A 26,261-nucleotide genomic window follows, 5' to 3' on the forward strand; every position below is an offset into this window, starting at 1 on the left:
GCGGGGGTTTTTTCTTGCGCGCTCCCTACGCCTGCGCCAGTCAGCTCAAACACCAAAAATCTGTGTACGCAAACCGACCGGCGCGCAGGAGGGGCGGGCCAGGCTGCAGCGTGAGCGGGGCAGCAAACATCGGTCCGGCGCTGACGCAGGTATGAAATTCCCCGTGTTCGCCGCAGGGGTCGATGCCGGTTGGCAGTTGGTCCAGCAGCGCCGCATCGAAGGGGTGTCCGGCAAAACGGGCATCTAAGCGGGTGGTGTCCACGCAGCATAGGTGCGCCTTGAGGCCGGCGCTGAGCATCTGCCGGGCCAGATGCGTGGTATTGCTGGCAAACAGGGGAAACAGTGGCGTCCAGCCAAGCTCGGCGCAGAGCGTTTCGCGCCAGGCCCGCACATCCTCGAGGAGCAGATCGCCAAACGCGATATGGGTCAGTCCGGGCCAGCGGGAACGGGCGCGCTCCAGCGCAGCGCGGAAACTGGCGATGTAGGCCGCATTGTCGGCGGACGGGGGAATCCAGGCTTCGAGCACCGGGACATCGGCTGCATTGGCCTGGGCGTACAGCACGTCCCGGCGGATGCCCTGCATCGAGATGCGGTCGTAACCTTCGGTGAGGGTGGTCAGTAATCCCACGACCTCGAACGTCCCCTGTTGGCGCAGGACGTGCAAGGCCCAAGCGGCATCCTTGCCGCCACTCCAGGACAGCAGTGCGGCCGGCACCGGTTTGCTGCCCTTAAGCCGTGACGTCGCGCAGCTGCCAGTGGTCACCGGCCAGCAGCTGCATGCGCTGGCGCAAAACGGTCGATGGCAGACGGGTGTCCACGATCAGGTCGACATGTAAGTCGCTCTGGGTGCCATGCACGATGGCCTCGGGATCGGTGCTGCTCAAGGCTGGGTCGACATTGTCCGGATCGTCTTGCAGTGCGCTCCAGCGGTCGAACAGATCGCGGGTTCGCAGGGCGTGTTGCAGTTCCTCGGCAAAGCCCTCGGCGCTGTGTGAGCGGAAGGCCAGGGCGGGAATCGGGCCGCGGGCGGCGGGGGGATCAGGCAGACGGATGTAATAGCGGGTCGGCATGCGTGAGTCGTGTGATCAGGACAGGAGGACGCTACGGGGGCGGTGGTCCGGATCAGTCGAAGCCTTTGTGTTCCGAGGCAAAAGCGACCACCAGTGCGCCTTTGCCGACATTGACCAGGCCCGACAGCCCCATGAAGCTTTCGTACACCTCGACATTGTTCGCGGCACAGGCTTCGCGCAGACGGTCATAGCCAGGCAGCTTGCGCATCTCATCCAGCGGACCGCCATAGCTCATGCACAGGGTGGGCGAAAACAGCCCAGCCTTGACCCGGCGTGCGGCAAAATCGAACAGGCGCTCGCTGGCATTGGCAAAGCCTTTGACCTTGGCCACGGGCTCGGTCTCGCCCTGGTTGCAGTGCAGGATCGGCTTGATGTCCAGCGCGGTACCCAGCGCGGCACTGAGGAAGCTGACGCTCTTGTCGCCGCGCTTCTTGATGCGGTTGCGCAGGTAGTTGAGATCGGGCGCGACCATGTAGCCGTGGGTGTGTCGGGCGAGATTCTCCAGATGGGCACGGATGCGCGGCGGGGTTTCACCGGCGGCGCGCATGCGGGCGGCTTCGACTACCGGGACGCCGACCCCGGCGAACACGTTCTGGCTGTCGATCACCCGCAGCATGAACGGGGTGTTGAAACCGGCCGCACTACGCACCGGCTTGTAATCGTTGAGGATGGTGTAGCTGGCCTGCACCGCGTTGTCGTGGATGCCGCTGCGGGTGCGGGTGGTGGTGATGCAGAACACGTAGTCGTAGTCCAGCACCAGTTTGTTGAGGAACAGATCGTGCACCTGCTGCACGGTGAACGGCGTGGTTTCGGCCTCGAACGCGCGCCCCGGTTTCGCCGGTGAGGAAGTTCATGGTGGCTTCCTCGTTGCGGACGTCGGCCAGAACCGCTTGGCCGATCTGCACGGTGACCGGCAGGATGGTGATGTGTTCGCGTTCGAGGAAGTCGTTTGGCAGGTCACAGGCCGAGTCAACGATGATGCCGATGCGCATGAGATCCCCCCTTTGGGCTCTGAATAGGCGACGTTGAGCAAACTACCGCAAGTCGGCGCTGCATGCATGCTGCAGCGCCGCTTGATGGTCAGTGCGCGGGGGAGGGATAGGCCCGTGGCAGCCCGGTGTCGGGATGCAGGTAGCGATCCCGCAGTTCGGTCTGCCGGCTGCGCATGGGCACCGGTTTGCCATCCAGCCAGACCCGTTCGGCCACACTTGCCACATCCAGTGGATCCCCGCTCCACAGCACCAGGTCGGCGCGCTGGCCCGGCGCAATGCGGGCGCCGACCTGGCCATCCACGCCCAGAACCTCGGCCGGGATGCGGGTCAGCCCTGCCAGTGCGGCCTCCCACGGCAGTCCATGTGCCACGGCATTGCCAGCCACCTGGCGAATCTTGCGGGCATTGTGCGAGGCATCGTCGCTTAGGTAGAACGCCACTTGCACCCCGGCTGCGTGCAGGCGGGCGGCATTGTCCAGGGTGGCGCCAAGTTCGTCGAAATCAGCAGGCAGATTGGCCAGCGCATCGACGAACACCGGCACTTTGGCGGCGGCGATCTGCGGCGCCACCTTCCAGCCCTCACTGGCACCGACCAGCGCAATCGACAGCCCGTTGCTTTGCGCCCAGCGCAGCGTGCGCAGGATGTCGGATGCGCGTTGCACCCGCACCATCACCCGGCCTTGCCCATTGAAGTAGCGGGACAAGGTGGCGCGCCCTGCCGGTGTCAGCAGGGCGAACTGCGATTCCTGCGCGATCTTGCCGCGGGCTTCGTCGCGCAGCTGATCCAGCAGCATCCATTGCGCTGCACGCGAGCTGCCACTCAAGTTGGCGCCATCCCCGCCGAGGGTGATGAACAGGGCGCGAGGGCCGGTGGCATCCAGGCTGCCGTCCAGCCGCACGACCCCGCCCTGGCCGCCGATGAGCGAGCCGCCGGGGCGGCTGCCGGCCGATAGCAAGGTCCAGCCGATGCCTTCGATGCGCGCCACCGGAACCAGCACCGAGTCCGGGTTGTAGGCCAGGCTGACGTCGAACTCCGGCCGCACACGCATGTCGGCCGCATTGGCACCCAGAGCCAGGGCGGCGTCCACGGTGGACGATTCGCCGGACACTTCCTCCACGCCGATGTCGGTGATGCCGCCGAACAGCGCGGGGGTAAGTGGCCGGCCGCCAGCGTCGATCACCTGCGCCTGCCCGGCGGGCAAGTCGCGCCCGATTGCGGCGATGCGGCCGTTGCGGATCAGCACGTCAGTACCCGGCAGGGTGCCGGCGCGATCAGCGGTATGGACGGTGGCATTGCGGATCAGCCAGTCCTGGGCGGTGGCGGGCAATGCGGCGAGCAGTCCGGCGGTCAGCCAGGCCAGCACACGCAGTGGGCGGTTCATCGCACACCTCCTTCGAGACCGGTCTGGCCGAGCAGGAAATCCGAGCGCGGTTGCCGCGTCGGGTCATGCCGGTCATACAGGCGGGCGCCGTCCACGTACACCTGTTCCGCCAGCGCATAGCTGCTGAACGGGTTGCCGTTCCAGATCACCACGTCGGCCATCTTGCCCGGCTCCAGGGTGCCGGTCTGATCAAGGATGCCCATGGCGCGGGCGGGATTGGCGGTGATCCAGCGGATGGCCCGTTCGGGCGGAATGTCGATTCCGGCGAGGCGGGCATGGGCGATGACTTTGGCGGCTTCCTGGTTGAGCCGCTGGATGCCTTCGGCCGAGTCGGAATGGACGATGGCGCAGCCGCCGGGGACACGATCGACCAGCGCGATGTTTTCCTGGATGCCGTCGAAGCTTTCCATCTTGAACCCCCACCAGTCCGCCCACAGCGCACCGCAGACGCCTTCTGCGGCCAGTCGGTCGGCGATCTTGTAGGCCTCCACACCGTGGTGGAAGGCAGCGATCTTGAAGCCGAACTCTTTGGCCAGATCCAGCATCGTGGCCATCTCATCGGCGCGATAGCAGTGGATGTGGACGCGGATGTCGCCATTGATCGCGCCGGCCAGGGTGTCGTTCTTGTAGTCGCGCTTGCCTTCGGCATTCTTGCCGCCGGCCTTGCGCTTCTTCATGTACTCGGCGGCTTCGGCAAACGCGGCGCGGTAACCGGCGACGTTGCCCATGCGAGTGGAGGGGCCGCCTTTTTGCCCGTAGACGCGCTTGGGGTTTTCGCCGCAGGCCATTTTCAGCCCCCAGGGGGCGCCCGGGAACTTCATGGCCTGGTAGGTGGTGGCCGGCACGTTCTTGAGTGTGACCCCGCGGCCGCCGATCAGGTTGGCGCTGCCTGGGAGGATCTGCAGGCTGGTGATGCCGCCGGCCAGGGCGGTGGCAAAGCCCGGGTCTTGCGGCCAGACCGAATGCTCGGCCCAGACATTGGGCGTGACCGGCGCGGTGGCCTCGTTGCCATCGTTATGGGCGCTCACGGCCGGGCTGGGATAGACCCCCAGATGGGAGTGGATGTCGATCAGCCCGGGGGTGACCCATTTGCCGCGGGCATCCACCCGCAGCGCATCGGCCGGGGCGTCCAGGTGCGGGCCGATGGCGGCAATCCGGCCATCACGCAGCAGCACATCGGCGTCGTCCAGCCGGGTGCCGGTGCCGGTCAGCACGGTGGCATGTTCGATCAGCACCGGCGGCGAAGCGATCGGCCGATAGGTGCTGGGATACGGGTCAGCCGCAAAATCGTAAGGCTTGGCGGGCGCCTGCGAGGATGTGGGTGTGCTGGCACAGCCGACCAGCAACACCGCAAGCAGGGCGGTGGTCAGTACGCGCATGGAATCCCTCGGCATGGTCAAGTGCCAGGCTCACCCTACCTGCGCCATGCGTCTGCTGCCATGTGTCCGAGGTCATGGCTGCGGTGTCTGTCGGGGGGCGCAGTAGAATCGCTGAAAACAGCACTAGGAAAACGGATGCAAACCAAACAGGAGATCGTCAACAACTGGCTGCCACGCTACACCGGACTGCCGCTGGAGGCGTTCGGCCAGCATGTACTGCTGACCAATTTCGGTGGATACCTGCAGCATTTTTCGGAGATGACCGGGGCGCCGATCGTCGGCAGTGATCGACCCATGCCCAGCGCCACCGCCGATGGCATCACCATGATCAACTTCGGCATGGGCAGTCCGAACGCCGCCACCATCATGGATCTGCTGACCGCGGTCATGCCCAAGGCGGTTTTGTTTCTGGGCAAGTGTGGCGGCCTCAAGCGCAAGAACCAGTTGGGGGATCTGATCCTGCCGATCGCGGCCATCCGCGGCGAGGGAACGAGTCAGGACTATCTGCCGCCGGAAGTTCCGGCGCTGCCCGCGTTTGCCCTGCAGCGCGTGATCTCCACCACCATCCGCGACCACGAGCTGGATTACTGGACCGGCACCGTGTACACCACCAACCGGCGCGTGTGGGAGCACGACGAGGCGTTCAAGCACAAGCTGCGCTTGATGCGTTGCATGGCCATCGACATGGAAACCGCGACGGTGTTTGCGGCTGGATTTGCCAACCGCATCCCCAGCGGTGCGTTGCTGCTGGTGTCCGACCAGCCAATGATCCCGGAAGGGGTCAAGACCGAGGCCAGCGATGCCAAGGTGTCAGCGGAGTTCGTGCGCAGCCATATCCAGGTGGGCATCGATGCCTTGCGGCTGATCCGTCGCAATGGCAAGTCGGTGCGTCACCTGCGTTTCGACGAGTAAGACGGCCGCCCAGCCCGGCCTGGCCCGAATGGGGCGCAGGCCGGTGCGGCCGCTGAGCGCGGAGCCTCGCAGGTTCAGTAGCGCGGCACGCGCGGGTCGTACAGCGACCACGCCGCGATGCCGCCCTGGACGTTGTAGAGCTCGCGGAAACCGAGTGCGCGGAAATGCTCGGCTGCCTGCGCGCTGCGCCCGCCCGACAGGCACAAAAAGGCCAGCGGCGTGTCTTTCGGCAGGGCTTCCAGCTCGGCCACCCCGTCGTCCAGATGGCGGTAGGGCACCGGCACTTCCGCCAGCAGGCGCTCATCCAGTGGGCGCACATCGACCAGGGTGAGGGTGCCGGCCTTGACCCGTTCCTCGGCCTGGGCCGGGGTGATCGGGCGCACTTTGGGCGGTGCGTTCGGGTTGTCGATCACCAGCCCTTTGCCGCGGGCGTCTTCCACCCAGTCGATGGTCATGCCGTCGGCGCGACGGGCGCTGGCGGGATCGCATTGGATGCGGATTCCGGCGGACTCGGTGGCAACCGCCTGCGGGTTTACCGGGGCCAGATGCAGGCGTGCGTTGAAGGTGCGGTCCACCTCGATCTGCAGGGCGTGGTCGGCGCCGGCGTCTGCAAGGGCCTGCTGGATTTTCGTGGCCGCTGCCGGGGTCAGGGTGATGCGCGGTGGAGTACGGTCTGGCGCGGGCAGGCCGAGGGCGGCGTGCAGTTCGCCGCTTGCTGCCATCTGGGTGATGATGTCGCTGCCGCCGACCAGCTCGCCGCGGATGTAGAGCTGCGGAATGGTCGGCCAGTCGCCGTAGAGTTTGATGCCTTCGCGCAGTTCCGGGTCGGTGAGCACGTTGACGTGGGCGTACTCGGCGCCGGTGGCGTCCAGCGCCTGCACGGCGCGGGCGGAAAACCCGCATTGCGGCGCCTCCGGCGTGCCTTTCATGAACAGCAGGACGGGGTGTTGCGCCAGCAGGGATTCGATGCGGGCGCGCAGGGCGGGATCAAGTGACATGAGGGGCCTTGGATGCGTGGGGGGAGAAGACTGCGATTTTACGCCGCCGCGGCGTACGCACGGCGGATCCGGGTCAAGCCGTCAAGCCTCGATCAGCAACCGTCGCGCCACCGGCAGTGCGGCCTCGACCCAGCGGGCGTATTGCGCTGCGGACGGATGCAGCCCGTCGCTGGCCAGCATATCGGCGGCATCGCCGCAGTCCCGGCTGATCCCGGTGATGTCGACGAAGGCCACACCGAGGCGGTCGCAGCAGGTCGCGGCGGTGGCGTTGTAGGCATCCAGTTCTGCGGCGATCCGGCGCGGGCTGCGCAGCTCACTGCGGGCGAACGGGGTCACGCCCCAGTCCGGGATCGACAGCACCAGCACCCGCCCGGCGCGGTGGCCGGCCAGCGCGATCGCCCGTCGCAGCAGCGCATCGAACGCCGGGGCGTACCCGGCCAGAGGCAGGCCCCGGTACTGGTCGTTGACGCCGATCAGCAGCGACACGAAATCCCAGTCGCCCAGTGGTTCGGCGGCGTCCATCGCAGCGGCGAGTTCGCCGGTGGTCCAGCCGGTCTGGGCGAGGATGCGCACGGGGGCGAGCGTGATCCCCTCGGCGTGCAGGCGCTGCGCCAGCTGTACCGGCCAGCGGCCAGCGTCGGCGATGCCTTCGCCGATGCTGTAGGAATCACCCAATGCCAGGTAGCGCAGTGCGGTCATGCGAGGCTCCTGCTTGGAGAGGGGAGATCAGCCGGGCCAGGCCAGCACGGTGATTTCTTCGCGGTCATGGTAGAGCTGGCGGGCGCGCACGGTCAGCGGGCGACCGGCCTGGGCGCGCAGCAGATCGAGGCAGAGGACGGTTTCCTGCCAGCGCTTTTTCATCGGCAGCTTGAGGTTGAACAGTGCCTGCCGGCACCAGCCTTCACGCAGCCAGGTGGCCATCCGTTCGGTGACCCGGCGCGGTTGTTCGACCATGTCGCAGACCAGCCAGTCCAGCGGTTGCGGCGGCTGCCAGGTGAAGCCGTCGGTGCGCAGGTGCTCGACCTGGCCGGTGGCCAGCACATGCGGACGCAGCGGGCCATTGTCGATGGCGGTGACGTGCAGGCCGTGCCGGGTCAGCACCCAGGTCCAGCCGCCGGGCGCGGCGCCGAGGTCGGCCGCCCGCATGCCGGCACGCAGCCGTTGCCGGCGCTCGTCCGGGTGGAGCAGGACGAGCAGGGCTTCTTCCAGTTTGAGGGCGGAGCGCGAGGGGGCGTCGGCGTGCAGCTTCAGGCGCGGCACCCCTTGTGGCCATGGGGCGCTGTCGTCTGGGTTGCTTTGCGCCAGCAGCAGATGGTCACCGGCCAGCAGACAGACGTGCAGACGTGGCAGGTCGGGGCGCTCGGCCGGGGTGAGCAGGCCGGCACGACGCAGGGCCGGGCGCAGTGCATTGCCCAGGGCGCGAGCCAGGCTGGCCAGTGGTTTGTGGGTGTCGGTATCTGGGTGTTCGACCCAGACGGTGCCGAAACTGGAATGGCCGTGCAGGTGGGCGAGGATGGGGCCGATCCGGTCACGTGGATCCAGTCCCGACAAAGCGCCGAGCAGGCGCAGCTTCTGCCGGGCAAAGATCAGCCGGGTCAACGGCAGCGCCCGTTCCAGGGCATCGCCATCCCCGGCGTCGCACACCAGCAGCACATGGCCGCTGCCGCGTTCGGTGCGGGCGTGTGCGACAAGGCCTGCGGCTGCGGCGCGCTCACCCAGCTCGGCCGCCAGCTCCGGCTCGAAGCCCTGCCGGCAGTAGCCCAGCAGGCCGTCAATAGCGGGGGCCGCCCTGTTCGCCATAGGCTTTCAGCACCGCGCATGCGGCATCCCGTTCCAGGTCGCGCACGACGTCGATGCCGCGCCGTTGCAGCTCGCCGATCCAGTCGGCGGGCAACGGGCCTTCGTCGAAATCGGTCAGTGCCTCGACGTCTTCGCTGCGTGCGCCGATCAGCAGGCGATCGATCCCGGCCCAGACGGTGGCACCGTAGCACTGGCAGCATGGCTGGGCGGACGTGGCCAGGGTGATCGGGCCGCCCAGGGCATTGAGCCGGAACTGCTGCAGGCGTTGCTGCGCCAGCATGTAGGCCATGATCTCGGCATGGGCCAGCGAGCAGCTCTGGGGCACGACGCGATTGACCCCGATGGCGAGCACCTGATCCTGCGGGCCGAACACGGCGGCGCCGAACGGGCCGCCGCTGCCGTGTTCGAGATTGCGTCGGGCCAGCTCGATGGCAAACGCGACCTTGGCCGCATCGGTGGAAAAGTCGCGTCCGTTCAGATCCAGCGTCAGCGCCCACACCGGCAGGGTCAGGTGGAGCTGGGCGGGTAGAGGCATCGGCATGTTGGATTCAGCCCTTGCTGGCCCAGGTGTCGCGCAACGTCACGCTGCGGTTGAACACCGGCGCTTCGGGGCGATGGTCGTGACGGTCGGCGACGAAATACCCCAGCCGTTCGAACTGGAACGACTGTTCCGGCTGGGCCTGGGCGGCGGCGGGTTCCACATAGCCGTGCATGATCCGGCGCGATTCCGGATTGAGCACGTCGCGGTAGCTCCGGCCGGCCTCGTCGGCGTCGGGGTCGGGAACCGAGAACAGACGGTCGTACAGGCGGATTTCGGCCGGGACGGCGTGGCGGGCACTCACCCAGTGCACGGTGCCCTTGACCTTGCGGTTGGCGCCTTCCATGCCGGGACGCGAGGTGGGATCAAGGGTGCAGCGCAGTTCGATCACCCGGCCGTCGCCATCCTTGATGGCTTCATCGCAGCGAATGATGCCGGCGCCGCGCAGACGAACCTCACCGCCCACGGTCAGGCGCTTGAAGCCAGGCGGCGGAACCTCGGCGAAATCATCGCGCTCGATCCACAGCTCGCGCGCAAACGGCACTTCGCGCTCACCCAGCGCGGCATCCTTGGGGTGGTTGGCAAAGCGCAGCATTTCCTGATGGTCGTCGGGCAGATTGACGATCACCAGCCGCAGCGGGTCGAGCACCGCCATCCGGCGCGGCGCATGGGCGTCGAGATCGTCGCGCAGCGCGCCTTCCAGCACCGACAGGTCGATCACCGAGTTCTGCTTGCTGATGCCCACCCGCTCGACCATCAGGCGCAACGCCGCCGGGGTGTAGCCGCGCCGGCGGATGCCTTGCAGGGTGGGCATGCGTGGGTCGTCCCAGCCATCGACCAGGCCGGCTTCCACCAGCGCCAGCAGCTTGCGCTTGCTGAGCACGGTGTAGTTGAAGTTCAGGCGCGAGAACTCGATCTGGCGCGGCTTGCCTGCTTCATTCGGGAACCCCTTGGCCAGCAATGGTGCCAGTAGCTCGGGATGGCCGGCCAGATCCACCTTGTCCACGCACCAGTCATACAGCGGGCGGTGATCCTCGAACTCGAGCGTGCACAGCGAATGGGTGATGCCTTCGATGGCGTCGCTGAGCGAGTGTGCAAAGTCGTACATCGGGTAGATGCACCAGGCGTCGCCGGTGTTCTGGTGCGGCACGTGCTTGATCCGGTACAGCGCCGGGTCGCGCAGGTTGATGTTGCCGCTGGCCATGTCGATCTTGGCGCGCAGGGTGCGCGCACCGTCCGGGAACTCGCCCGCACGCATGCGGTGGAACAGGTCGAGGTTTTCCTCCACGCTGCGGTCGCGGTAAGGGGAGTTGCGGCCGGGCTCGGTCAGCGTGCCGCGGTAGGCGCGCACCTCGTCGGGGCTTAAGTCGCAGACGTAGGCATCGCCCTGGCGGATCAGTTTTTCGGCCGCGAGATAGAACACCTCGAAATAATCCGAGGCATGGCGCAGGCTGGCCCATTCAAACCCAAGCCAGCGCACGTCCTCCTGGATGGCGCGCACGTACTCGGGGTCTTCCTTGGCCGGGTTGGTGTCGTCCAGCCGCAGGTTGCAGGTGCCGCCGAATTCCTGGGCGATGCCGAAATCCAGGCAGATCGCTTTGGCATGGCCGATGTGCAGGTAGCCGTTGGGCTCCGGCGGGAAGCGGGTTTTGATCGCGGTGTGCCTGCCGCAGGCCAGATCCTCGCGGACGATCTGGCGGATGAAGTCGGTGCGGGGGGAAGTCTCGGCGGTTGCCGGTGCGTCGGACACGGTTGCAGACCCTGACGGAAAGGAAACGCTGTAGTGTATCCGAGCCGGTCTGGACTGGCGCCCGGCATTGCGCCCAACCCTGGAAACACCATGCGCACCGTGTATGAAGCCGCCCATCTGATCGATGCCCATCTGGTCAAGCATGCGCTGGAGCAGGCGGGCATTCCTGCGTTCGTGCGCGGCGAGGCGCTGGTGGGTGGGTTGGGTGAGCTGGGGGTGTTCGGGCTGGTGGCGGTGATGGTGGCCGATGTCGCGGTACCGCGGGCGCGTGCGGTCATCGCGGCCTTGGGGCTGGACGCCCTGGGGGCGGAGGATGTGCCGGCAGCGGACGGGCCGACCGGGATGCCCGAGGGCAGCCCGGGATGAGCGCACTGGACTGTGGGCTTACAGCACCGTGATCCGGCAGGCGTAGACCAGCTCGCAGGCGCCGTTGCCGCTGTCGTCACGACGTAGCGAGCTGACCCAGCGCCAGCCGTTGGCGTCGTCGATCCGCACCAGCCAGCCGTCCACCTGGATGGTCTGCTCCGGGCGGACGCTGGCAAGCGCCTGGGCAACCCCGGCATCGGCCGGGATGATGTGCATGTTGGCGCTGCTACGCACGATTTCGTCGGGGGGAATCGGCGGCGTGCCCTGCCAGCGGTAGTGGTACCAGCGGCCGCCCTGGCGGATCGTCAGCCGTGCCAACACCGCCGGGTCAGCCATCCGACCCCAGCCCAGGGCAAGGTCGGTGGGGGAAAACTCGGCTTCGTGGCCGAACCGGTAGTCCTCGCGCCCCAGCACGCGCGCCACCACGCTGAAGCCGGCCAGCGCACTCAGCCGGGCCTGGCCGAGCGCAGGCAGGCGCAGCTCCGATGGCACATCGGTTTGCAGCGGCGGTTCACCTGGCCGGGTTTGCGGCGGCAGCGGGCAAGCCGGTGGCAGGCCCGCGGCGGCCGGTCGTGGCAGGCGTGGGTGGGCCAGCCACCAGGCCAGTGCCAGACAGGCGAGCGTGACAAGGATGACGGTGCGAAGGCGCGGCATCGGGCAGGGCGGTCAATGCAGCTGTTCGCGCGCCTGACGGCCGATGACATCGGCGACCTGGCCCAGAAAGCCATCCAGCGCGGACGATTTGCGCCAGACCATGGCGATCTTGCGCGTGGGGGCTGGCGGTGCGAACGGCACCAGCCGAATGCCGGCGGGTTGTGCCACCGGCGCACGCACCGACAGCGCGGGCAGCAGGGTCACCCCGACCCCGGCCGCGACCATCTGTCGCAAGGTTTCCAGGCTAGTGGCACGAAACCCGGATCTTTCCTGCGCCCCGGCCATCCGGCACACGTCCAGTGCCTGGTCACGCAGGCAGTGGCCGTCTTCCAGCAGTAGCAATGTTTCCTGCCCCAGCGCGTCGACGTGCAGCTGTTTGGCCTGTGCCAGCGGGTGGTGTTCGGGGGCGGCCAGGACAAAGGGTTCCTCGAACAGGAACTGCGCATGCAACTGGTCGTCGTGCAGTGGCAGCGCCAGCAGCGCGGCGTCGAGCTGGCCATCGCGCAGGCGCTGTAACAGCACGTCGCTTTTTTCTTCCACCAGCAGCAGCTCCAGCCGGGGGAACGCCTGCCGTAGCGCAGGGACGACGTGCGGCAACAGGTAGGGCCCCAGGGTGGGGAACACGCCCAGGCGCAGGGTACCGGAGGCCGGGTCATGGCTGCGGCGTGCGGCGGCCTTCATTTCCTCGACGTCGGCGATGATCCGGCGCGCCCGTGCCACCACATCCTGGCCGGCAGGGGTGAGCATCACCTTGCGCGGGGCGCGTTCCACCAGCGTCACGCCCAGTTCCTCTTCCAGCTTGCGGATCTGGGTGGACAGCGTGGGCTGGCTGACAAAGCAGGCATCGGCCGCCCTGCCGAAATGGCGCAGATCAGCCAGGGCCACCAGGTACTTCAGATCGCGCAGGTTCATTGCCGGCCTCCACACGGGTCTTACGCCCGCACCCGCCGCCTACGCAGCAGGCGCGGTGATCGTCGCATACCACGTCGGGTGTGTGTCTGTCTGGGCGGTTTGGGTGTGGCCAACATCCTCTTGCAGGTGTTGATGACGCCGAGCCCGGCACTCTCCAGACGCGGCGCGCATCCCTTGGATCAGGCCGCTGCCGCGGTGTTGATCGGGGTGCGGATCAGGTGGTCGAAGGCCGACAGTGCGGCCGTGGCGCCAGCGCCCATCGCCACCACGATTTGCTTGTAAGGCTCGGTGGTGGCATCGCCAGCGGCAAACACGCCCGGTGCGCTGGTCTGGCCACGCTCATCGATGATGATTTCGCCGCGCGGCGAGAGATCCACCGTGCCCTTCAACCAGTCGGTATTGGGCAGCAGGCCGATCTGGACGAAGACGCCCGCCACGTCCAGATCCCGGGTTTGCCCGGTGCTTCGATCGATGAAGCGCAGCCCGGTCAGCTTGCTGCCATCGCCGAGCATTTCGGTGGTCTGTGCGTTCACCTGCACGGTGACGTTGGGCAGGCTGCGCAGCCTGCGCTGCAACACCTCGTCAGCACGCAGACGGCTTTCGAACTCCAGCAGGGTGACGTGGCTGGCGATTCCAGCCAGATCAATGGCGGCCTCGACGCCGGAATTGCCACCGCCGATCACCGCCACCGGCTTGCCCTTGAACAGCGGGCCGTCGCAGTGTGGGCAGAAGGTCACGCCGCGGGTGCGGTATTCGGCTTCACCGGGGACACCGGTCTGACGCCAGCGTGCGCCGGGTGCCAGGATCACCGTCCGCGCCTGAAGCTTGGCGCCGCTTTCCAGTGTCACGGTGGCCAGGTCGCCGTCCTGCTCGGCCGGATGCAGCGTCTGCACGCGCTGGGCGCTGATCAAATCGACGGCATAGCTGCGCACATGGGCTTCCAGCGAGGCGGCAAGCTTCGGGCCTTCGGTGTATTCCACCGACGGGAAGTTCTCGATCCCCAGGGTGTCCAGCACCTGGCCGCCGAAGCGCTCGGTGACCAGGCCCGTGCGAATGCCTTTGCGTGCGGCATAGATGGCCGCAGCGGCACCGGCGGGGCCGCCACCGATCACCAGTACGTCGTAGGGTTCACGCGCATTGAGCGCCTCGGCCGCACGGCTGGCGGCCTGAGTGTCGAGTTTGGTAACGATCTGCTCGATGCTCATGCGACCGACATCAAACAGCTGGCCGTTGAGATAGACCGTCGGCACCGACAGGATCTGGCGCGCCTGGACCTCGTCCGGAAACAGCGCGCCGTCGATGGCGGTGTGGCGGATGCGTGGGTTGAGCACGCTCATGGCGTTCAGCGCCTGCACCGTGTCCGGGCAGCTCTGGCAATGCAGCGACATGTAGGTTTCGAAGACATAGTCGCCCGGCAGGTCCCGAACCTGCTGGGCCAGCGCCGCGTCGATCTTCACCGGGTGGCCGCCCACCTGCAGCAGCGCCAGCACCAGCGAGGTGAACTCATGCCCCAGCGGGATGCCGGCAAAGCCCACCTGCACGTCGCTGCCCGCGCGGCGGATCAGGAACGACGGCGTGCGGGTGTCGTTGCCGGGTACGCGGGTGATCTTCGGCGACAGCGCGGCGATCTCGCTCAGCAGTTCGTCGAGCTCGCGCGAAGCGTCGGAATCGTCCAGTGCAGCGACCAGTTCGATCGGTTCACGCAGCATGTCCAGATAGCTGGCGAGTTGAGTCTTGAGGGTTTCATCCAACATGGGGTGCCTCCGGAAAAGTAAGAAAGAGGGGCAGCACGAGGGCTGCTGCGCATGGCGACGCGCAGCACAGCAACAGGGCTTTGCCGGTTGGTTGGGTCAGCCTGCGGAGCAGGGCTGAGGCAAGGGCTTGGGTGATTCCGCTGCCGGCCATGCCTGGGCGCGATATGCGTCGTGGCGTTGGGCGGGCAGGCCCAACCTTGCCGATGCGCCTGGGCTGGAAAGGGCTGCGGGAAGGCGGCTAGGGCCGGCTTCCCGCAGCCCTCTCCGGGAAGGAGAGGGTGCGGTTGATGGCGTCGTGCGTTAGATCTTGCCGACCAGATCCAGCGACGGCTTGATCGTCTTGGCGCCTTCATTCCACTTGGCCGGGCACACTTCGCCCGGGTGGGATGCCACGTACTGGGCCGCCTTCAGCTTGCGCAGGGTTTCGGTGACATCGCGGGCGATCGCGTTGTCGTGCACTTCCATGGTCTTGATCAGACCATCCGGGTTGATGATGAAGGTGCCGCGCAGGGCCAGGCCTTCTTCATCGATGTGCACGCCAAACGCGCGGGTCAGCTGGTGCGCGGGGTCGCCGACCAGCGGGAACTTGGCCTTGCCCACCGCCGGGCTGGTCTCATGCCACACCTTGTGCGAGAAGTGGGTGTCGGTGGTGATGACATAGACCTCGGCGCCCAGCTTCTGGAACTCGGCGTAGTGCTCGGCCGCATCTTCGATCTCGGTCGGGCAGTTGAAGGTGAAGGCGGCCGGCATGAAGATCAGCACCGACCACTTGCCAAGCAGATCCTTCTCGGTCAGCTCGATGAACTTGCCTTCGCGGTAGGCTTGCACCTTGAAGGACGGGATGCGGGTGTTGATCAGCGGCCGGCGCTCGATCTGGGTGGTGATTTCAATCTGGCTCATGCGTTGCTCTCCTTGAGTTGTTTGGGGGGGGGAGGAAGGTGATGGCTAGATTAGGCGCCTCCCCGTAATCTGGCAAACAAATCGTTTCAATCATTCCAATAGCATTTACCTATGACAAAAGTGCATCGCCGCACTGGCGTGCCGCCTCTTGCCCGCACGCCGCCCCGTGCTGTCGCGGCCACGCCGGGGCCGGTATGACGTCGGTCAGCGTGGGCGAGTTGTTGCGTGGGGGCGTGCCGCAGATCGATGCCGTCGATCGCGAATACCTGCTGGCGCATGTGCTGGGCTGTTCCCGCGGCTGGCTGTATGCGCATCCGGAGGCCCCGGTGTCCACAGAGGCCGCGGCGCGCTATCACGCCCTGCTCATGCGTCGTGCGGCCGGTGAACCGGTGGCGTATTTGACCGGCCGGCAAGGCTTCTGGAGCCTGGATCTGGAGGTCAGCCCAGCGGTGCTGATTCCGCGTGCAGATACCGAGGTGCTGGTCGAACAGGCCCTGCTCCGCCTGCCCGTGGCGGCCACGGCGACGGTGGCCGATCTGGGAACCGGCAGCGGGGCGGTGGCGCTGGCGATTGCCAAAGAGCGCCCGCACGCGCAGGTGGTGGCCACCGATCTCAGCGCCGCGGCGCTTCGGATTGCGCAGAGCAATGCCCGTCGATTGGGGCTTGGCAATGTGCGCTTCTGTCAGGGCGACTGGCTGGCGCCGCTGGCCGGGGAGCGGTTCGATCTGATCGTCAGCAACCCGCCCTATATCGCCGGCGATGACCCGCACCTGGCCCAGGGAGACCTACGATTCGAGCCGATGCTGGCGCTGGCCTCCGGGCCCGATGGGCTGGTCGCGCTACGAACCATCGTGGCCCACGCCCCGGCGCATCTGCGCCCAGGCGGCTGGCTGCTGTTGGAGCACGGCTGGCAGCAGGGCGAGGCAGTACGGGCACTGCTGCACGCGGCCGGCTTTCGTGACGTTACCAGCGTCTGTGATCTGGAACAGCGCGAACGGGTGACCCTTGGGCGTCGCTGATGGCAAGTACTTGGTCACGTCCTCAAGATGCAGGGCCTACAATGGCGCAGCCTTCCTGTTATCCCCAAGGTCACATGCGTAGTCTGTATCCCGAGATCGAACCCTATCGCACCGGCCGGTTGGCGGTGGATGCCCGTCACACCTTGTATTGGGAGGAATGCGGTAATCCGCAGGGCAAGCCGGTGGTGCTCCTGCACGGTGGGCCGGGGGCGGGCTGCAACGAGAAGATGCGGCGTTTCCACGATCCGGCCAAGTACCGCATCGTGTTGTTCGATCAGCGTGGTGCTGGCCGCAGTACGCCGCATGCCGACCTCGTCGATAACACCACCTGGCATCTGGTCGCTGACATGGAAGCCCTGCGTGAGCATCTGGGGATCGCGCGTTGGCAGGTGTTCGGCGGTAGCTGGGGTTCGACGCTGGCGCTGGCCTATGCCGAGACGCATCCGCAGCGGGTCACCGAACTGGTGCTGCGCGGGATCTTCCTGCTGCGGCGCTGGGAGCTTGAGTGGTTCTATCAGGAAGGTGCCAGCCGGTTGTTCCCGGATGCCTGGCAGCACTATCTGGCGGCGATCCCGCCGGTGGAGCGCGCCGATCTGATCGGGGCTTACTACCGTCGGCTGACCTCGGAGGATCCGCAGGTGCGGCTTGCCGCTGCCCGCGCCTGGAGCATCTGGGAAGGCGCCACCAGCTACCTGCGCATCCCGGACGATTACACCCAGACCCACGGTGACCCGCAGTTTGCGCTGGCCTTTGCCCGCATCGAGAACCACTACTTCGTGCATGGTGGTTTTTTCGAGGAAGAGGGCCAGTTGCTGCGCGACGCCCATCGCATCGCCGACATCCCCGGGGTGATCGTGCACGGGCGCTACGACGTCGTCTGCCCGCTGCAGAACGCGTTCGACCTGCATGCAGTCTGGCCGCGCGCCTCGCTGATCATCAGCCCGACTTCCGGGCACTCGGCGTTCGAGGACGAAAACGTGGATGCGCTGGTCACGGCCACCGACCGCTTCGCCACGCTTTGAGGCGTCTGGCCCGTTCCGTTGTGGGGGCGGAGCGTTTGGTGCGTGCCTGAGCAGGGTCAGGTTGCCGGGCTGCCGTCCGGGTTGTGCTCGATCATCCACAGCCCGGCCCAGAGCTTGAGGTCGAGCTCATAGCCTTCGGCCGCTTTCTGCATCAGCCAGCGCGGCGCCTGCTGGCGCGGCACGGCGTGGACGGTGATGGCCTCGTCGCCGATCCCGCCGCCTTGCCCCACCCGGACCAGGTCGCGGGCGCGCACGAAGGCAATCCGCTCGTTGGTCAGCCCGGCGCTGGTGGGGCCGGTCAGCAACAGCTCCAGTCGGCCCGGGGCCCAGCCGGTTTCTTCGATCAGCTCGCGGCGGGCGGCCTCCAGCAGGCTGTCATCCTGGCGCTCGTCACCGACCAGGCCAGCCGGCATCTCGATGGTGCGTGCGCCCAGCGGGATGCGGTATTGCTCGACGAACAGCACCTCGTCGGCCGGCGTCACGGCGATCACGATCACTGCCATGCCCTGGCCGTGCACGCGCTCGCAGGATTCCCAATGGCCGATCCGTACCAGCCGCAGCCAGTGCCCTTCGTGCAGGATCTGTCGGGAGTCGTCCATGTGCGGATGCTAGCGCAGGCGGGTGACAGCGGGCAGTCGTGTGCGGGCGTGTTCCCAGGATGGGTGGGTCTAGCCCTGGAGGGTCAACCCGGCGGTCTGCGCCAGTCGCCGACGGGTCAGCGGGCCCAGCCCCACCCAGTCGGCCAGTGCCTGCAGTTCGTCCGGATCGCCGCGCTCGCGGACGAACAGCCCCTCCGGTAAGGGGGCATCGAGGGCGATGGTGGTCAGCTGGCGCCACAGCAGCGCCTGGGCACGCTGCGCGTGCAGGCGCTGGGCCAGTTGCGCGGCGCCGCGCAGGCGTAGCTGCGGCAGTTCGTCCAGCCGTGCCAACAGCCCGTCCAGCGAGCCGAAATGGGCCAGCAGGCGGGCGGCGGTACGCGGGCCGATGCCCTGGATGCCTGGAATGTTGTCCACCGCATCGCCGGTCAGGGCCAGGTAGTCGGCCATCTGGTGGGCATGCACGCCGTGGCGCGCCCGCACACCATCGGCGCTCCAGCGTTCGCCGCGGGCGAAGTCGTACTGCTCGTCGTGGCCGTCAAGCAGCTGCGAGAGGTCTTTGTCGGCGGAGACGATGACGCAGCGGAAGCCGGCCTGCCGCGCCCGTGCTGCCGCGCTGCCGATCAGGTCATCGGCCTCGTAGGCCGGGTGTGCCAGGGTGGTCAGACCCAGTGCCCGGCACAGCGCCTTGCACCAGGCAAACTGGCGACGCAGCTCGGGGGGTGCCGGGTCGCGATTGGCCTTATAGGCGGGGTAGAGGGCATTGCGGAAACAGCCATCCAACGCCTCGTCGAAGGCGATGGCGATGTGTTGGGGGCGCTCGCGCTCCAGCAGATCCAGCAGAAAACGGGCAAAGCCGTGCACGGCATTGGTGGGCCAGCCGTCGGCATCGTGGAATGCGTCCGGCATCGAATGCCAGGCGCGGAACACGTACAGCGAGGCATCCACCAGGTGCAGGGTGGGCTTGGGCGTGGTGTTCATGCCCCGGTCCAGTCTTGCAGGAGTGCGGCCGGATCCGGGCGCTCGCGTTCGGGGGCCTGCACCTGCGGGGTGCCGATGGCGATGGTGCCGACCAGTCGCTCGTCGCTGGTCAGCCCCAGCACGCCTTCCAGAAACGGGCGGTCATAGGCCAGCCAGCCGGTCAGCCACTGCGCGCCGAAGCCTTCGGCCTGGGCGGCCTGAAGCAGCAGCAGGCAGACGCAGGCCGCCGTGGCAAAGCGTTCTTCCGCCGGGATGCTTTCGTCCGGCCCTTGCTGGGCGATCACCGCCAGGGTCAGCGGCGGCTGGGTGAAGCGGCTGCGCAGTTTTTCGATCTGGGCGGCGCTGGCATCGGGCTCGCGCGCGCGCAGGCGGGCGACGGCGGCGTCGGCCAGCGCAGTGCGGGCCTGATCGGCAATGCGCAGAAACCGGAACGGCACCCGCTTGCCATGGTCGGGCACCCGCACGGCGGTGCGGAGCATGCGCAGCAGCTGGTCATGGGACGGCCCCGGTGCGGCGAGCTGGCGGGTCGGGGTGGAGCGGCGCTGGTCGAGGGCGGTCAGGGTCAGCATGGAGGAATGCTCTGCGATGAAGCGGCCATTGTAGGAAACGGCCGCACGCGGCTGCTGACGCACATAGGCACAAGGGGCGTGGGCGGGCCGGTGGAGTTGATTGGCGGCGTCCTGGCGCTACGATGCCGGCACGGCAACGAGTGCGATGGGGAGCGTGCGATGGCAGTGATCGTGGGCGTGACGCGGGAAACGGCGGCTGGCGAGCGGCGGGTGGCGCTGACGCCAGAGACGTGTCGCAAGCTGACGGCGGCAGGGGCGCAGGTGCGTATCGTGCCCGGCCTGGGTGTGGGTGCGCATTTTTCCGATCAGGCGTATGCGGACGCCGGGGCGGTGCTCGACCCGCAGGCCCTGGCCGAGGCCGATCTGGTGTTGTGTGTGCAGCCGCCGGAGCCGGCGGTGTTGGCCACGCTCAAGCCCGGTGCGGTGTTGGTGGGCATGCTGCATCCGCAGGCGGATCCCGCCCGGGCCGAGGCCATACGTGCTCGCGGTCTGATCGCGTTTCCGCTGGAGCGGCTGCCGCGCACCACCCGTGCGCAGGCGATGGACGTGCTCAGCTCCCAGGCCGGCATGGCCGGCTACAAGGCGATGTTGATTGCCGCCCAGCTGGCCCCCCGCTTTTTCCCCATGCTGACCACCGCGGCCGGCACCATTCGGCCTTCGAAGGTGCTGGTGATCGGCGCAGGCGTGGCGGGGCTGCAGGCCATTGCCACCGCCAGACGGCTGGGCGCGCAGGTGGAAGGCTTCGACGTGCGTCCGGAGACGCGCGAGCAGATCGAATCGTTAGGTGGCCGCTTTCTCGACCTGGGTGTGTCGGCGGTGGGCGAGGGCGGCTATGCGCGGCCACTCACCGAGGAGGAGCGTGCGCTGCAGCAGCAGCGTCTGGCCGACCATCTGAAAGGGATCGATGTCGTAGTCTGCACGGCGGCGGTGCCAGGGCGTCCGGCACCGCGGATCATCTCCGCGGCGATGGTGGCGGGGATGAAGCCAGGGAGCGTGATCGTGGATCTGGCGGCGGAAACCGGCGGCAACTGCGAGCTCACCCGTCCCGGCGACACCATCGACAGTAACGGCGTCACCGTGGCCGGCCCGCTCAACCTGCCCTCCCTGGGTGCGATCCATGCCAGCGAGATGTATGCGCGCAATCTGTACAACTTCGCGCTGCTGCTGCTGAAAGAGGGCAGGCTGGTCTTCGATTGGAGCGACGAACTGCTGGCCAAGACGGTCTGGCCGGAGCCTCCGTCTGCGGCCTGACGCGGGGATTCCCGACGGCGACGGCTGGACTTGCTTACGGTTTGGCTGGCGCAGACGGAGGCGCAGGTGGAGTTGGCGGCGGCGGTGCCGGGTGGGTGTGCATCCAGTCGGCGCGCTGCTGTGGCGTCATCTGCTGCCATTGCTGCAGGAAGGCGCGGCGTGCCTGCGGATCCATGCCGCGCACGGCATGGAACAAGGCGCGCGCCTGTTGCCGCTGATCCTCAGGCATCTGCTCCCAGCGACGCAGGCCCTCGCGGGCGCGTTGGCGCTGCTCGGCGGGCATCTGTTGCCAGCGCTGGGCGCGCTCGAACATGCGGGCGCGCTCGTCGGGGTTGCTGTTCCAGCGGTCCCGCAGCGGCGCCAGCAGCACCTCACGCTGGGCGGGGCTGAGTTTGTCCCATTCCGGATATTGCGGCGATGTCTGCTGGGCCCAGGCCAGGGCCGGTGACAGCACCAGGGCGAGCAGGGAGACGGTGGTCAGGCGGTTCATCGGGTTGGCTCCAGCGTGAGCGGGCGGGCGTCGTTGGCGCCCAGCCAGGCGTAGAACTCGGGGTCTTCGTCCAGCAGGGTGGCCGGGGCATGGGCAGACGGCGTGGCGGGCGTATCCGCCACGGTGGTCGGGGCGGCCGGTGGCGGCGTCGTCTGCAAATGCAGGCCCACGGCCAGCGCGGCGAGCGTGGCGCAGGCCGCGGCGATCAGCCGCAATCGCGGCAGGGCGGGTGCGCGGGTGCGGGCGTGCCCGTGCAGGGCGGCATTGCGGCGCTGCGCCAGCTCTGCCCGTAGCCGCGGCGACAGCCGATCCAGCGCGATGGCGTGGTGGGCGCGCAGCCGGGCTTCCAGCAGCAGTGTGCGGGCATCGGTGGATGCAGGATCGGAATGCGGATGGGTCATCGCAATGCCTCCAGGTGTCGTTGCAACGCCTCGCGGGCGCGCGACAGGTGGGTTTTCACCGAGCCTTCGCTGCAGCCCATGATGCGTGCGGTATCGGCCACGTCCAGTTCTTCCAGCACGCGCAGGGTGAATGCTTCGCGCTGGCGCGCAGGCAGCCGGCGCAGGGCGGTCACGATCTGCGTCCACGCCTCGCGGTCGGCATGATGACGCGCCGGGTCGGGGCCGGCGTCGGCCCAGTCGATCGTCTCCCCGTCGCGGCCGTCCGTGTCAGGTAGCAGCCAGCGCAGCCGGAACAAGGCCCGACGCTGCATGTCGGTGATGCGGTTGCGCAGGATGCTCCAGAATAGCGGCGGCCATTCCTGGGCCGGTCGGTCGCGGTAGCCGAGCATCTTCAGCATCGCATCCTGCACCGCGTCCAGTGCGTCCTCGCGCTGTCGCAGGTTGATCTCGGCAAACCGGAACGCGCGCGCTTCAACCTGGCGCAGGAAGTCCTCAAGGGAGGCGGCGGGCGCACGCGGTGGCGGAGAGTCGGCATTCACCGGCGCAAGCTTATCGGGAGCGAGCAGCAACATGGTGACCTGGCGGGCAGCGGTATCGGGATGCGTCGGCAAAGACGCCGGCCGTCCTTGGCCAGCAAACCCTTTCGTTGGGCTTACACCGTCATAACGCCCGTGTGCGGAATCGGTTGACCAGTCCTAATTGGGCGCGGGGCGTGTTCAGTGCCGGCGATCCCAGCGGCGATTGAGCCGTGCGCCGCGTTGGTCGAGGCGGGCATCGATGCGCGCACCTTTTTGGTCCAGACGCTGATTGATGCGGTCGCCCTTGGCGTCCAGCCGGGTTGCACGCTCTGGATGGCCGTTTGCTTCGGCATGGGTGGCGCGCTGATCAAGGCGGGCATCAATGCGATCGCCTTTGTTGTCCAGCCGCTGCTCGATACGGTCGCCCTTTTGGTCAAGCCGCTGTTCGATGCGGTCGCCGCGATCGGGCGGGGTGCTCTGCGCCAGGGCGACGGGGCTGATGGCAAGCAGCAGGGGCAAGAGATAGGTGCAACGTGACATGGGGCTCTCCTTGTGAACGGGGGATGTCGGCACGCAACCTTCGCGGTTGCAGCCAGTCAACGCGGCATGTGGGGTGAGGTTGACCTGCTTCCTGCCCTGTTCAGGGGCGGTTATGATCCTGGCCAGTCGGGGCTGGAGACGGGGCGATGGGCGACGGGTTCGTAGCGCTGTACATCTTCATGCTGGCGGCGATCGCCGGAAACGTGATCATTGCGCGGGTGCCGGTGATCCTGCATACGCCGCTGATGTCGGGCTCCAACTTCATTCATGGCATCGTGCTGATCGGCGCCATGATCGTGCTGGGCCATGCCCAGACGCCGCTGGAGCAGGGGCTGGGGTTTCTTGCCGTGCTGCTGGGTGCGGGGAATGCCGCCGGCGGCTACGTGGTGACCGAGCGCATGCTGGAGATGTTCAAGTCCAGCAAGCAGGAGGGCGGCAAATGAGCACACCTGTGGTGCAGCTGAGTTACTTCGTCGCCGCCACGCTGTTCCTGCTCGGCCTGCAGCGCATGGCCAGCCCCAAGACCGCGCGCAGCGGCATCCAGTGGGCGGGCGTGGGCATGTTGATTGCGGTCATCGCCACCTTCTTCCTGCCGGGCTTGCACAACCTGGGGCTGATGGTGGCGGCGATGGCAATCGGCATCGTCCTGAACTGGGTCTGGGGCAAGCGCGTCCCGATCACCGACATGCCGCAGATGGTGGCCCTGTTCAACGGCATGGGTGGCGGCAGCGCCGCAGCAATCGGGGCGATGGAGCTGATCCGGGCGGCGGGTGAGCGTGCAGCCAGCCAGACGCCGGTGGCCCTGCTGCTGGCGGTGCTCGGTGCGCTGATCGGAGCCGTTTCGCTGACCGGCTCGATGATCGCCTGGGCCAAGCTCGACGGGCGCATGGACAAGCGCTACACCTTCCCAGGCCAGCAGTGGTTCAACGCGCTCATCGCCGTTGCCGCGGTGGGCTGTGGCGCCATGGCGCTGCTGACCCTGGCACTGCCATGGACCATCGCGTTCTTCGTGTTGGCGTTGCTGCTGGGCGTGCTGATGACGTTGCCCATCGGTGGCGCCGATATGCCGGTGGTGATTTCCCTCTACAACGCGTTCACCGGTCTGGCGGTGGCGTTCGAAGGGTATGTGCTGGGGATCGATGCGCTGATCATCGCCGGCACCATGGTCGGTGCTGCCGGTCTGTTGCTGACCCGGCTGATGGCCAAGGCCATGAACCGCAGCATCAAGAACGTGCTGTTCTCCGATTTCGGCGCCAGTGCCGGGGCGGGACAGACCATCGCCGGCAGCATGAAGGCGATCGAAGCCGCCGATGCGGCGGCGATGATGGCCTATGCCGAGCGGGTGGTGATCGTGCCGGGATATGGCATGGCGGTGGCGCAGGCCCAGCACAAAATCTGGGAGCTGGCGCAGCGGCTTTTAGAGCGCGGGGTGAAGGTCAAGTTCGCCATCCACCCGGTGGCCGGCCGCATGCCGGGTCACATGAACGTGCTGTTGGCCGAAGCGGGCGTGCCGTATGACCTGATCGCCGACATGGACGACATCAACCCGGAGTTCGCCAACACCGACGTGGCGCTGGTGATCGGGGCCAACGATGTGGTCAATCCGGTCGCCAAAACTGACCCGACCAGCCCGATCTACGGCATGCCGATTCTGGATGTGGTCAACGCCCGCAACGTCATCGTGATCAAGCGCGGCAAGGGCACGGGCTTTGCCGGGATCGAGAATGCGCTGTTCTATGCCGACAACACGCGCATGCTCTATGGCGATGGCGCCGAGGTGGCTAATGCTCTGGTCAGCGAGCTGAAGGCGCTGGACGGCGGCCACTGAGCCCGCTGGCGACGGCCACCAGCAGACCGACGCCGTACAGCAGCAGGTCGATCGGGCGATTGGCCAGCCCGATCAGCAGCCAGGCGTAGTGGGGGCCGATCAGGCGGACCGACTCCAAGGTATGCAGGCCTAGGCTTGCACCGATCTGGCCGGCGGCGATCAGCACGTTGGCAGCGGCGATCACCATGGCCGTGGCCAGCAGCGCCCAGCCGGCACGGATCCAGCCTGCACGCCAGTGCGCCAGGCGCAACAGCAGCACCATGTCCAGCGCCACCAGCGGCGCCAGCCAGGCGCATTGTCGGTCGAGCGCCAGGGCCAGTAACAGCCACGCAGCAGCAGCGCCCGCGGCGCCAAGCGCAAGCAACGGCAGGGCATACCAGCGGCGGGCGGGAGCAGAGGGCATGCGACGAGGCGGGCGTCAGGGGCGGCGATCATCCCATCGCCGGCGCAGACGGGCAACCCGATCTGGACTAGAATGGTACGGATTCAAGCCTTCGTCGGTGTCACGCCCGTCATGTATTCCCGCAGCAGCGAACCCGTCCGCTTCGAGCGCGATTGCAACGCCGTCTTGGTGCCACAGGGCGACGTGGTGACGTTGCCGGCCGGCACCGTGGGCTATATCACCCAGGCGCTGGGCGGGAGCTGGACGGTGTATGTCGAGGGCAACCTGGTGCGGATCGCCGGCCAGGACGGTGATGCCATCGGCAAGGAACCGATGACGCCTCCCACTCTGCCGGAAGGCGCCACGGATGCCGATGTCGAACGGTTGGTCTGGGAGCAGCTGCGCACCTGTTTCGACCCCGAGATCCCGGTCAACATCGTCGAGTTGGGGCTGGTGTATCTGGTCGAGCTGTATCGCCCGGACAGTGAGCAAGGGCGTGGCGTGCGGGTGCGGATGACGCTGACCGCACCCGGCTGCGGCATGGGCGAGATCCTGGTCAGCGATGTGCGTAGCAAGCTGGAGCTGATCCCCACCGTCACCGAGACCGATATCGAGCTGGTGTTCGATCCGCCCTGGAACCAGACCATGATGTCGGATCTGGCCAAGCTGGAAACCGGGATGCTGTGAGCCCACGGGTACCCGACCTGAACGGGCGGGGGCGCGAGTGCTTTACGGCACAAAGTGACGCATTGCGTCGGTGATTGTTGTGTTGCGGTGCAGCATGAATGGGGCTGGCAAGCATTGCTTGGACGACTTGCCACGGGCTGGTGTGATGGCTGTCAAGCAGAAAAATCAATGGCGATCGCCGATTGATAACTAAGAGGAATAAATACATTCCGCTTGGTGCTGCATAAGTTCAAACACCTTTGGCACTCCTTCGAAGCAGGAGGAGCGCCATGCAAGTGCACCATGCCGGGTACCGAATCCGGGGGTTCTATCGAATAGCCGCCTTGGGTCATCTTTGGGCAATGACCCCCAAAGACGCCCAACGAAGGCTGCACATCCTGCGCTTCTGGGGCACACACGGCCTCAAAGCCACCCAAGACGCCTTCGACGTGTCCCGGCGCACGCTCTACCGGTGGAAGCAGGCCCTGCGCGAACAGGGCGGCAATCCCGCCGCCTTGGCCGCTCGATCCTGCGCGCCCAAACGCCGGCGCACGCCCAAGACCGACCCACGGCTGGTGGCGGAAATCCGCAG

At 67.2% G+C, this 26,261-nt stretch carries 30 protein-coding genes and 1 pseudogene; 9 read left to right on the plus strand and 22 right to left on the minus strand.

The window, feature by feature from the left end:
• Window positions 1-40 precede the first annotated feature (40 nt).
• The 5 genes and pseudogenes from BUA29_RS08955 to BUA29_RS08975 form a co-directional block, all read right to left on the minus strand.
• Window positions 41-763 (minus strand): adenine nucleotide alpha hydrolase, encoded by a 723-nt coding sequence (locus tag BUA29_RS08955; RefSeq protein ID WP_245770533.1) that lies wholly within the window; start codon window positions 761-763, stop codon window positions 41-43.
• The gene (locus BUA29_RS08960) at window positions 729-1,070 is read right to left on the minus strand and encodes a hypothetical protein (RefSeq protein ID WP_072756242.1); all 342 of its coding nucleotides are present in this window, start codon (window positions 1,068-1,070) and stop codon (window positions 729-731) included. The genes BUA29_RS08955 and BUA29_RS08960 overlap by 35 nt, the downstream gene beginning before the upstream one ends.
• A gap of 52 nt (window positions 1,071-1,122) precedes the next feature.
• A pseudogene (locus BUA29_RS08965) lies at window positions 1,123-2,062 on the minus strand (DegV family protein).
• An 88-nt stretch (window positions 2,063-2,150) separates the two neighbouring features.
• On the minus strand, window positions 2,151-3,443 hold the full coding sequence (locus BUA29_RS08970) for an amidohydrolase family protein (RefSeq protein WP_072756243.1): 1,293 nt from the start codon (window positions 3,441-3,443) through the stop codon (window positions 2,151-2,153).
• On the minus strand, window positions 3,440-4,822 hold the full coding sequence (locus tag BUA29_RS08975; RefSeq protein ID WP_072756244.1) for an amidohydrolase: 1,383 nt from the start codon (window positions 4,820-4,822) through the stop codon (window positions 3,440-3,442). The genes BUA29_RS08970 and BUA29_RS08975 overlap by 4 nt, the downstream gene beginning before the upstream one ends.
• A gap of 135 nt (window positions 4,823-4,957) precedes the next feature.
• Here BUA29_RS08975 and BUA29_RS08980 point away from each other — a divergent pair, with 135 nt between their 5' ends.
• On the plus strand, window positions 4,958-5,734 hold the full coding sequence (locus BUA29_RS08980; protein WP_072756245.1) for an AMP nucleosidase: 777 nt from the start codon (window positions 4,958-4,960) through the stop codon (window positions 5,732-5,734).
• 74 nt (window positions 5,735-5,808) lie between these two features.
• On the opposite strand, the gene grxD is transcribed toward BUA29_RS08980, so the two are convergent.
• From grxD to BUA29_RS09005, 5 genes are all read right to left on the minus strand, one after another.
• Window positions 5,809-6,732, minus strand: a complete 924-nt coding sequence (gene grxD / locus BUA29_RS08985) for a Grx4 family monothiol glutaredoxin (protein ID WP_072756246.1) — start codon at window positions 6,730-6,732, stop codon at window positions 5,809-5,811.
• An 81-nt stretch (window positions 6,733-6,813) separates the two neighbouring features.
• A complete protein-coding gene (locus tag BUA29_RS08990; RefSeq protein WP_072756247.1) occupies window positions 6,814-7,431 on the minus strand; it encodes an SGNH/GDSL hydrolase family protein in 618 nt (205 codons plus the stop codon).
• A gap of 27 nt (window positions 7,432-7,458) precedes the next feature.
• Entirely contained in the window at window positions 7,459-8,508 is a 1,050-nt protein-coding gene (gene rlmM, locus BUA29_RS08995) for a 23S rRNA (cytidine(2498)-2'-O)-methyltransferase RlmM (protein ID WP_072756268.1), read from the minus strand.
• On the minus strand, window positions 8,504-9,067 hold the full coding sequence (locus BUA29_RS09000; RefSeq protein WP_072756267.1) for a nucleoside deaminase: 564 nt from the start codon (window positions 9,065-9,067) through the stop codon (window positions 8,504-8,506). The genes rlmM and BUA29_RS09000 overlap by 5 nt, the downstream gene beginning before the upstream one ends.
• A 13-nt stretch (window positions 9,068-9,080) precedes the next feature.
• Window positions 9,081-10,820 (minus strand): glutamine--tRNA ligase/YqeY domain fusion protein, encoded by a 1,740-nt coding sequence (locus BUA29_RS09005; protein ID WP_072756248.1) that lies wholly within the window; start codon window positions 10,818-10,820, stop codon window positions 9,081-9,083.
• 90 nt (window positions 10,821-10,910) lie between these two features.
• Here BUA29_RS09005 and BUA29_RS09010 point away from each other — a divergent pair, with 90 nt between their 5' ends.
• Complete coding sequence (locus tag BUA29_RS09010; protein WP_072756249.1) at window positions 10,911-11,186, plus strand: putative signal transducing protein; 276 nt, start codon at window positions 10,911-10,913, stop codon at window positions 11,184-11,186.
• An 18-nt stretch (window positions 11,187-11,204) separates the two neighbouring features.
• Here BUA29_RS09010 and BUA29_RS09015 read toward each other — a convergent pair whose 3' ends face one another.
• From BUA29_RS09015 to ahpC, 4 genes are all read right to left on the minus strand, one after another.
• On the minus strand, window positions 11,205-11,840 hold the full coding sequence (locus BUA29_RS09015; RefSeq protein WP_072756250.1) for a hypothetical protein: 636 nt from the start codon (window positions 11,838-11,840) through the stop codon (window positions 11,205-11,207).
• Window positions 11,841-11,852: 12 nt separating this feature from the next.
• The gene (gene oxyR, locus BUA29_RS09020) at window positions 11,853-12,752 is read right to left on the minus strand and encodes a DNA-binding transcriptional regulator OxyR (RefSeq protein ID WP_072756251.1); all 900 of its coding nucleotides are present in this window, start codon (window positions 12,750-12,752) and stop codon (window positions 11,853-11,855) included.
• A gap of 179 nt (window positions 12,753-12,931) precedes the next feature.
• Window positions 12,932-14,506 (minus strand): alkyl hydroperoxide reductase subunit F, encoded by a 1,575-nt coding sequence (gene ahpF / locus BUA29_RS09025; RefSeq protein WP_072756252.1) that lies wholly within the window; start codon window positions 14,504-14,506, stop codon window positions 12,932-12,934.
• 300 nt (window positions 14,507-14,806) lie between these two features.
• Window positions 14,807-15,406 carry an alkyl hydroperoxide reductase subunit C gene (gene ahpC, locus BUA29_RS09030; protein ID WP_072756253.1) on the minus strand — a complete coding sequence of 200 codons (600 nt, stop codon included), beginning with the start codon at window positions 15,404-15,406 and terminating at the stop codon, window positions 14,807-14,809.
• Window positions 15,407-15,600: 194 nt separating this feature from the next.
• Here ahpC and prmC point away from each other — a divergent pair, with 194 nt between their 5' ends.
• Together prmC and pip are read left to right on the plus strand one after the other, a co-directional pair.
• Window positions 15,601-16,425: a peptide chain release factor N(5)-glutamine methyltransferase gene (prmC, locus tag BUA29_RS09035; RefSeq protein WP_072756254.1), complete on the plus strand. Its 825-nt coding sequence runs from the start codon at window positions 15,601-15,603 to the stop codon at window positions 16,423-16,425.
• Between the two features lie 74 nt (window positions 16,426-16,499).
• On the plus strand, window positions 16,500-17,447 hold the full coding sequence (gene pip / locus BUA29_RS09040; RefSeq protein ID WP_072756255.1) for a prolyl aminopeptidase: 948 nt from the start codon (window positions 16,500-16,502) through the stop codon (window positions 17,445-17,447).
• Window positions 17,448-17,503: 56 nt separating this feature from the next.
• Here pip and BUA29_RS09045 read toward each other — a convergent pair whose 3' ends face one another.
• The 3 genes from BUA29_RS09045 to BUA29_RS09055 all read right to left on the minus strand — a co-directional run bounded on the left by BUA29_RS09045 (window position 17,504) and on the right by BUA29_RS09055 (window position 19,593).
• Entirely contained in the window at window positions 17,504-18,046 is a 543-nt protein-coding gene (locus BUA29_RS09045) for an NUDIX hydrolase (protein ID WP_072756256.1), read from the minus strand.
• A gap of 69 nt (window positions 18,047-18,115) precedes the next feature.
• Window positions 18,116-19,024, minus strand: coding sequence for a 5'-3' exonuclease (locus BUA29_RS09050; protein WP_072756257.1), 909 nt, complete (start codon window positions 19,022-19,024; stop codon window positions 18,116-18,118).
• Window positions 19,021-19,593 (minus strand): nitroreductase family protein, encoded by a 573-nt coding sequence (locus tag BUA29_RS09055; RefSeq protein ID WP_072756269.1) that lies wholly within the window; start codon window positions 19,591-19,593, stop codon window positions 19,021-19,023. Before BUA29_RS09055 ends, BUA29_RS09050 begins: the two co-directional genes overlap by 4 nt.
• 159 nt (window positions 19,594-19,752) lie before the next feature.
• Between BUA29_RS09055 and BUA29_RS09060 the strand changes: the two genes are divergently transcribed.
• On the plus strand, window positions 19,753-20,844 hold the full coding sequence (locus BUA29_RS09060) for an NAD(P) transhydrogenase subunit alpha (RefSeq protein ID WP_072756258.1): 1,092 nt from the start codon (window positions 19,753-19,755) through the stop codon (window positions 20,842-20,844).
• A gap of 34 nt (window positions 20,845-20,878) precedes the next feature.
• Here BUA29_RS09060 and BUA29_RS09065 read toward each other — a convergent pair whose 3' ends face one another.
• From BUA29_RS09065 to BUA29_RS09080, 4 genes are all read right to left on the minus strand, one after another.
• On the minus strand, window positions 20,879-21,334 hold the full coding sequence (locus BUA29_RS09065; protein WP_072756259.1) for a DUF3106 domain-containing protein: 456 nt from the start codon (window positions 21,332-21,334) through the stop codon (window positions 20,879-20,881).
• A complete protein-coding gene (locus tag BUA29_RS09070) occupies window positions 21,331-21,735 on the minus strand; it encodes a hypothetical protein (protein WP_072756260.1) in 405 nt (134 codons plus the stop codon). Before BUA29_RS09070 ends, BUA29_RS09065 begins: the two co-directional genes overlap by 4 nt.
• Window positions 21,732-22,307, minus strand: a complete 576-nt coding sequence (locus BUA29_RS09075; RefSeq protein WP_143148872.1) for an RNA polymerase sigma factor — start codon at window positions 22,305-22,307, stop codon at window positions 21,732-21,734. Before BUA29_RS09075 ends, BUA29_RS09070 begins: the two co-directional genes overlap by 4 nt.
• Window positions 22,308-22,451: 144 nt before the next feature.
• Entirely contained in the window at window positions 22,452-22,793 is a 342-nt protein-coding gene (locus BUA29_RS09080; protein WP_072756261.1) for a hypothetical protein, read from the minus strand.
• A 146-nt stretch (window positions 22,794-22,939) separates the two neighbouring features.
• On the opposite strand from BUA29_RS09080, the gene BUA29_RS09085 reads away from it, so the two are divergent.
• Together BUA29_RS09085 and BUA29_RS09090 are read left to right on the plus strand one after the other, a co-directional pair.
• Window positions 22,940-23,236: an NAD(P) transhydrogenase subunit alpha part 2 gene (locus BUA29_RS09085; RefSeq protein WP_072756262.1), complete on the plus strand. Its 297-nt coding sequence runs from the start codon at window positions 22,940-22,942 to the stop codon at window positions 23,234-23,236.
• Window positions 23,233-24,621 (plus strand): NAD(P)(+) transhydrogenase (Re/Si-specific) subunit beta, encoded by a 1,389-nt coding sequence (locus tag BUA29_RS09090; protein WP_072756263.1) that lies wholly within the window; start codon window positions 23,233-23,235, stop codon window positions 24,619-24,621. Before BUA29_RS09085 ends, BUA29_RS09090 begins: the two co-directional genes overlap by 4 nt.
• On the opposite strand, the gene BUA29_RS09095 is transcribed toward BUA29_RS09090, so the two are convergent.
• On the minus strand, window positions 24,587-25,024 hold the full coding sequence (locus BUA29_RS09095; RefSeq protein ID WP_072756264.1) for a hypothetical protein: 438 nt from the start codon (window positions 25,022-25,024) through the stop codon (window positions 24,587-24,589). The two genes, BUA29_RS09090 and BUA29_RS09095, sit on opposite strands and share 35 nt — an antisense overlap.
• A 111-nt stretch (window positions 25,025-25,135) precedes the next feature.
• On the opposite strand from BUA29_RS09095, the gene sufT reads away from it, so the two are divergent.
• Both sufT and BUA29_RS09105 read left to right on the plus strand, forming a co-directional pair.
• On the plus strand, window positions 25,136-25,690 hold the full coding sequence (gene sufT / locus BUA29_RS09100) for a putative Fe-S cluster assembly protein SufT (RefSeq protein ID WP_072756265.1): 555 nt from the start codon (window positions 25,136-25,138) through the stop codon (window positions 25,688-25,690).
• Window positions 25,691-26,031: 341 nt separating this feature from the next.
• On the plus strand, window positions 26,032-26,261 hold a 230-nt coding region (locus BUA29_RS09105; protein WP_218587176.1), incomplete at its 3' end, for a helix-turn-helix domain-containing protein.

Origin of the sequence: Thermomonas hydrothermalis (assembly GCF_900129205.1) — a bacterium.
Lineage (GTDB): Bacteria > Pseudomonadota > Gammaproteobacteria > Xanthomonadales > Xanthomonadaceae > Thermomonas > Thermomonas hydrothermalis.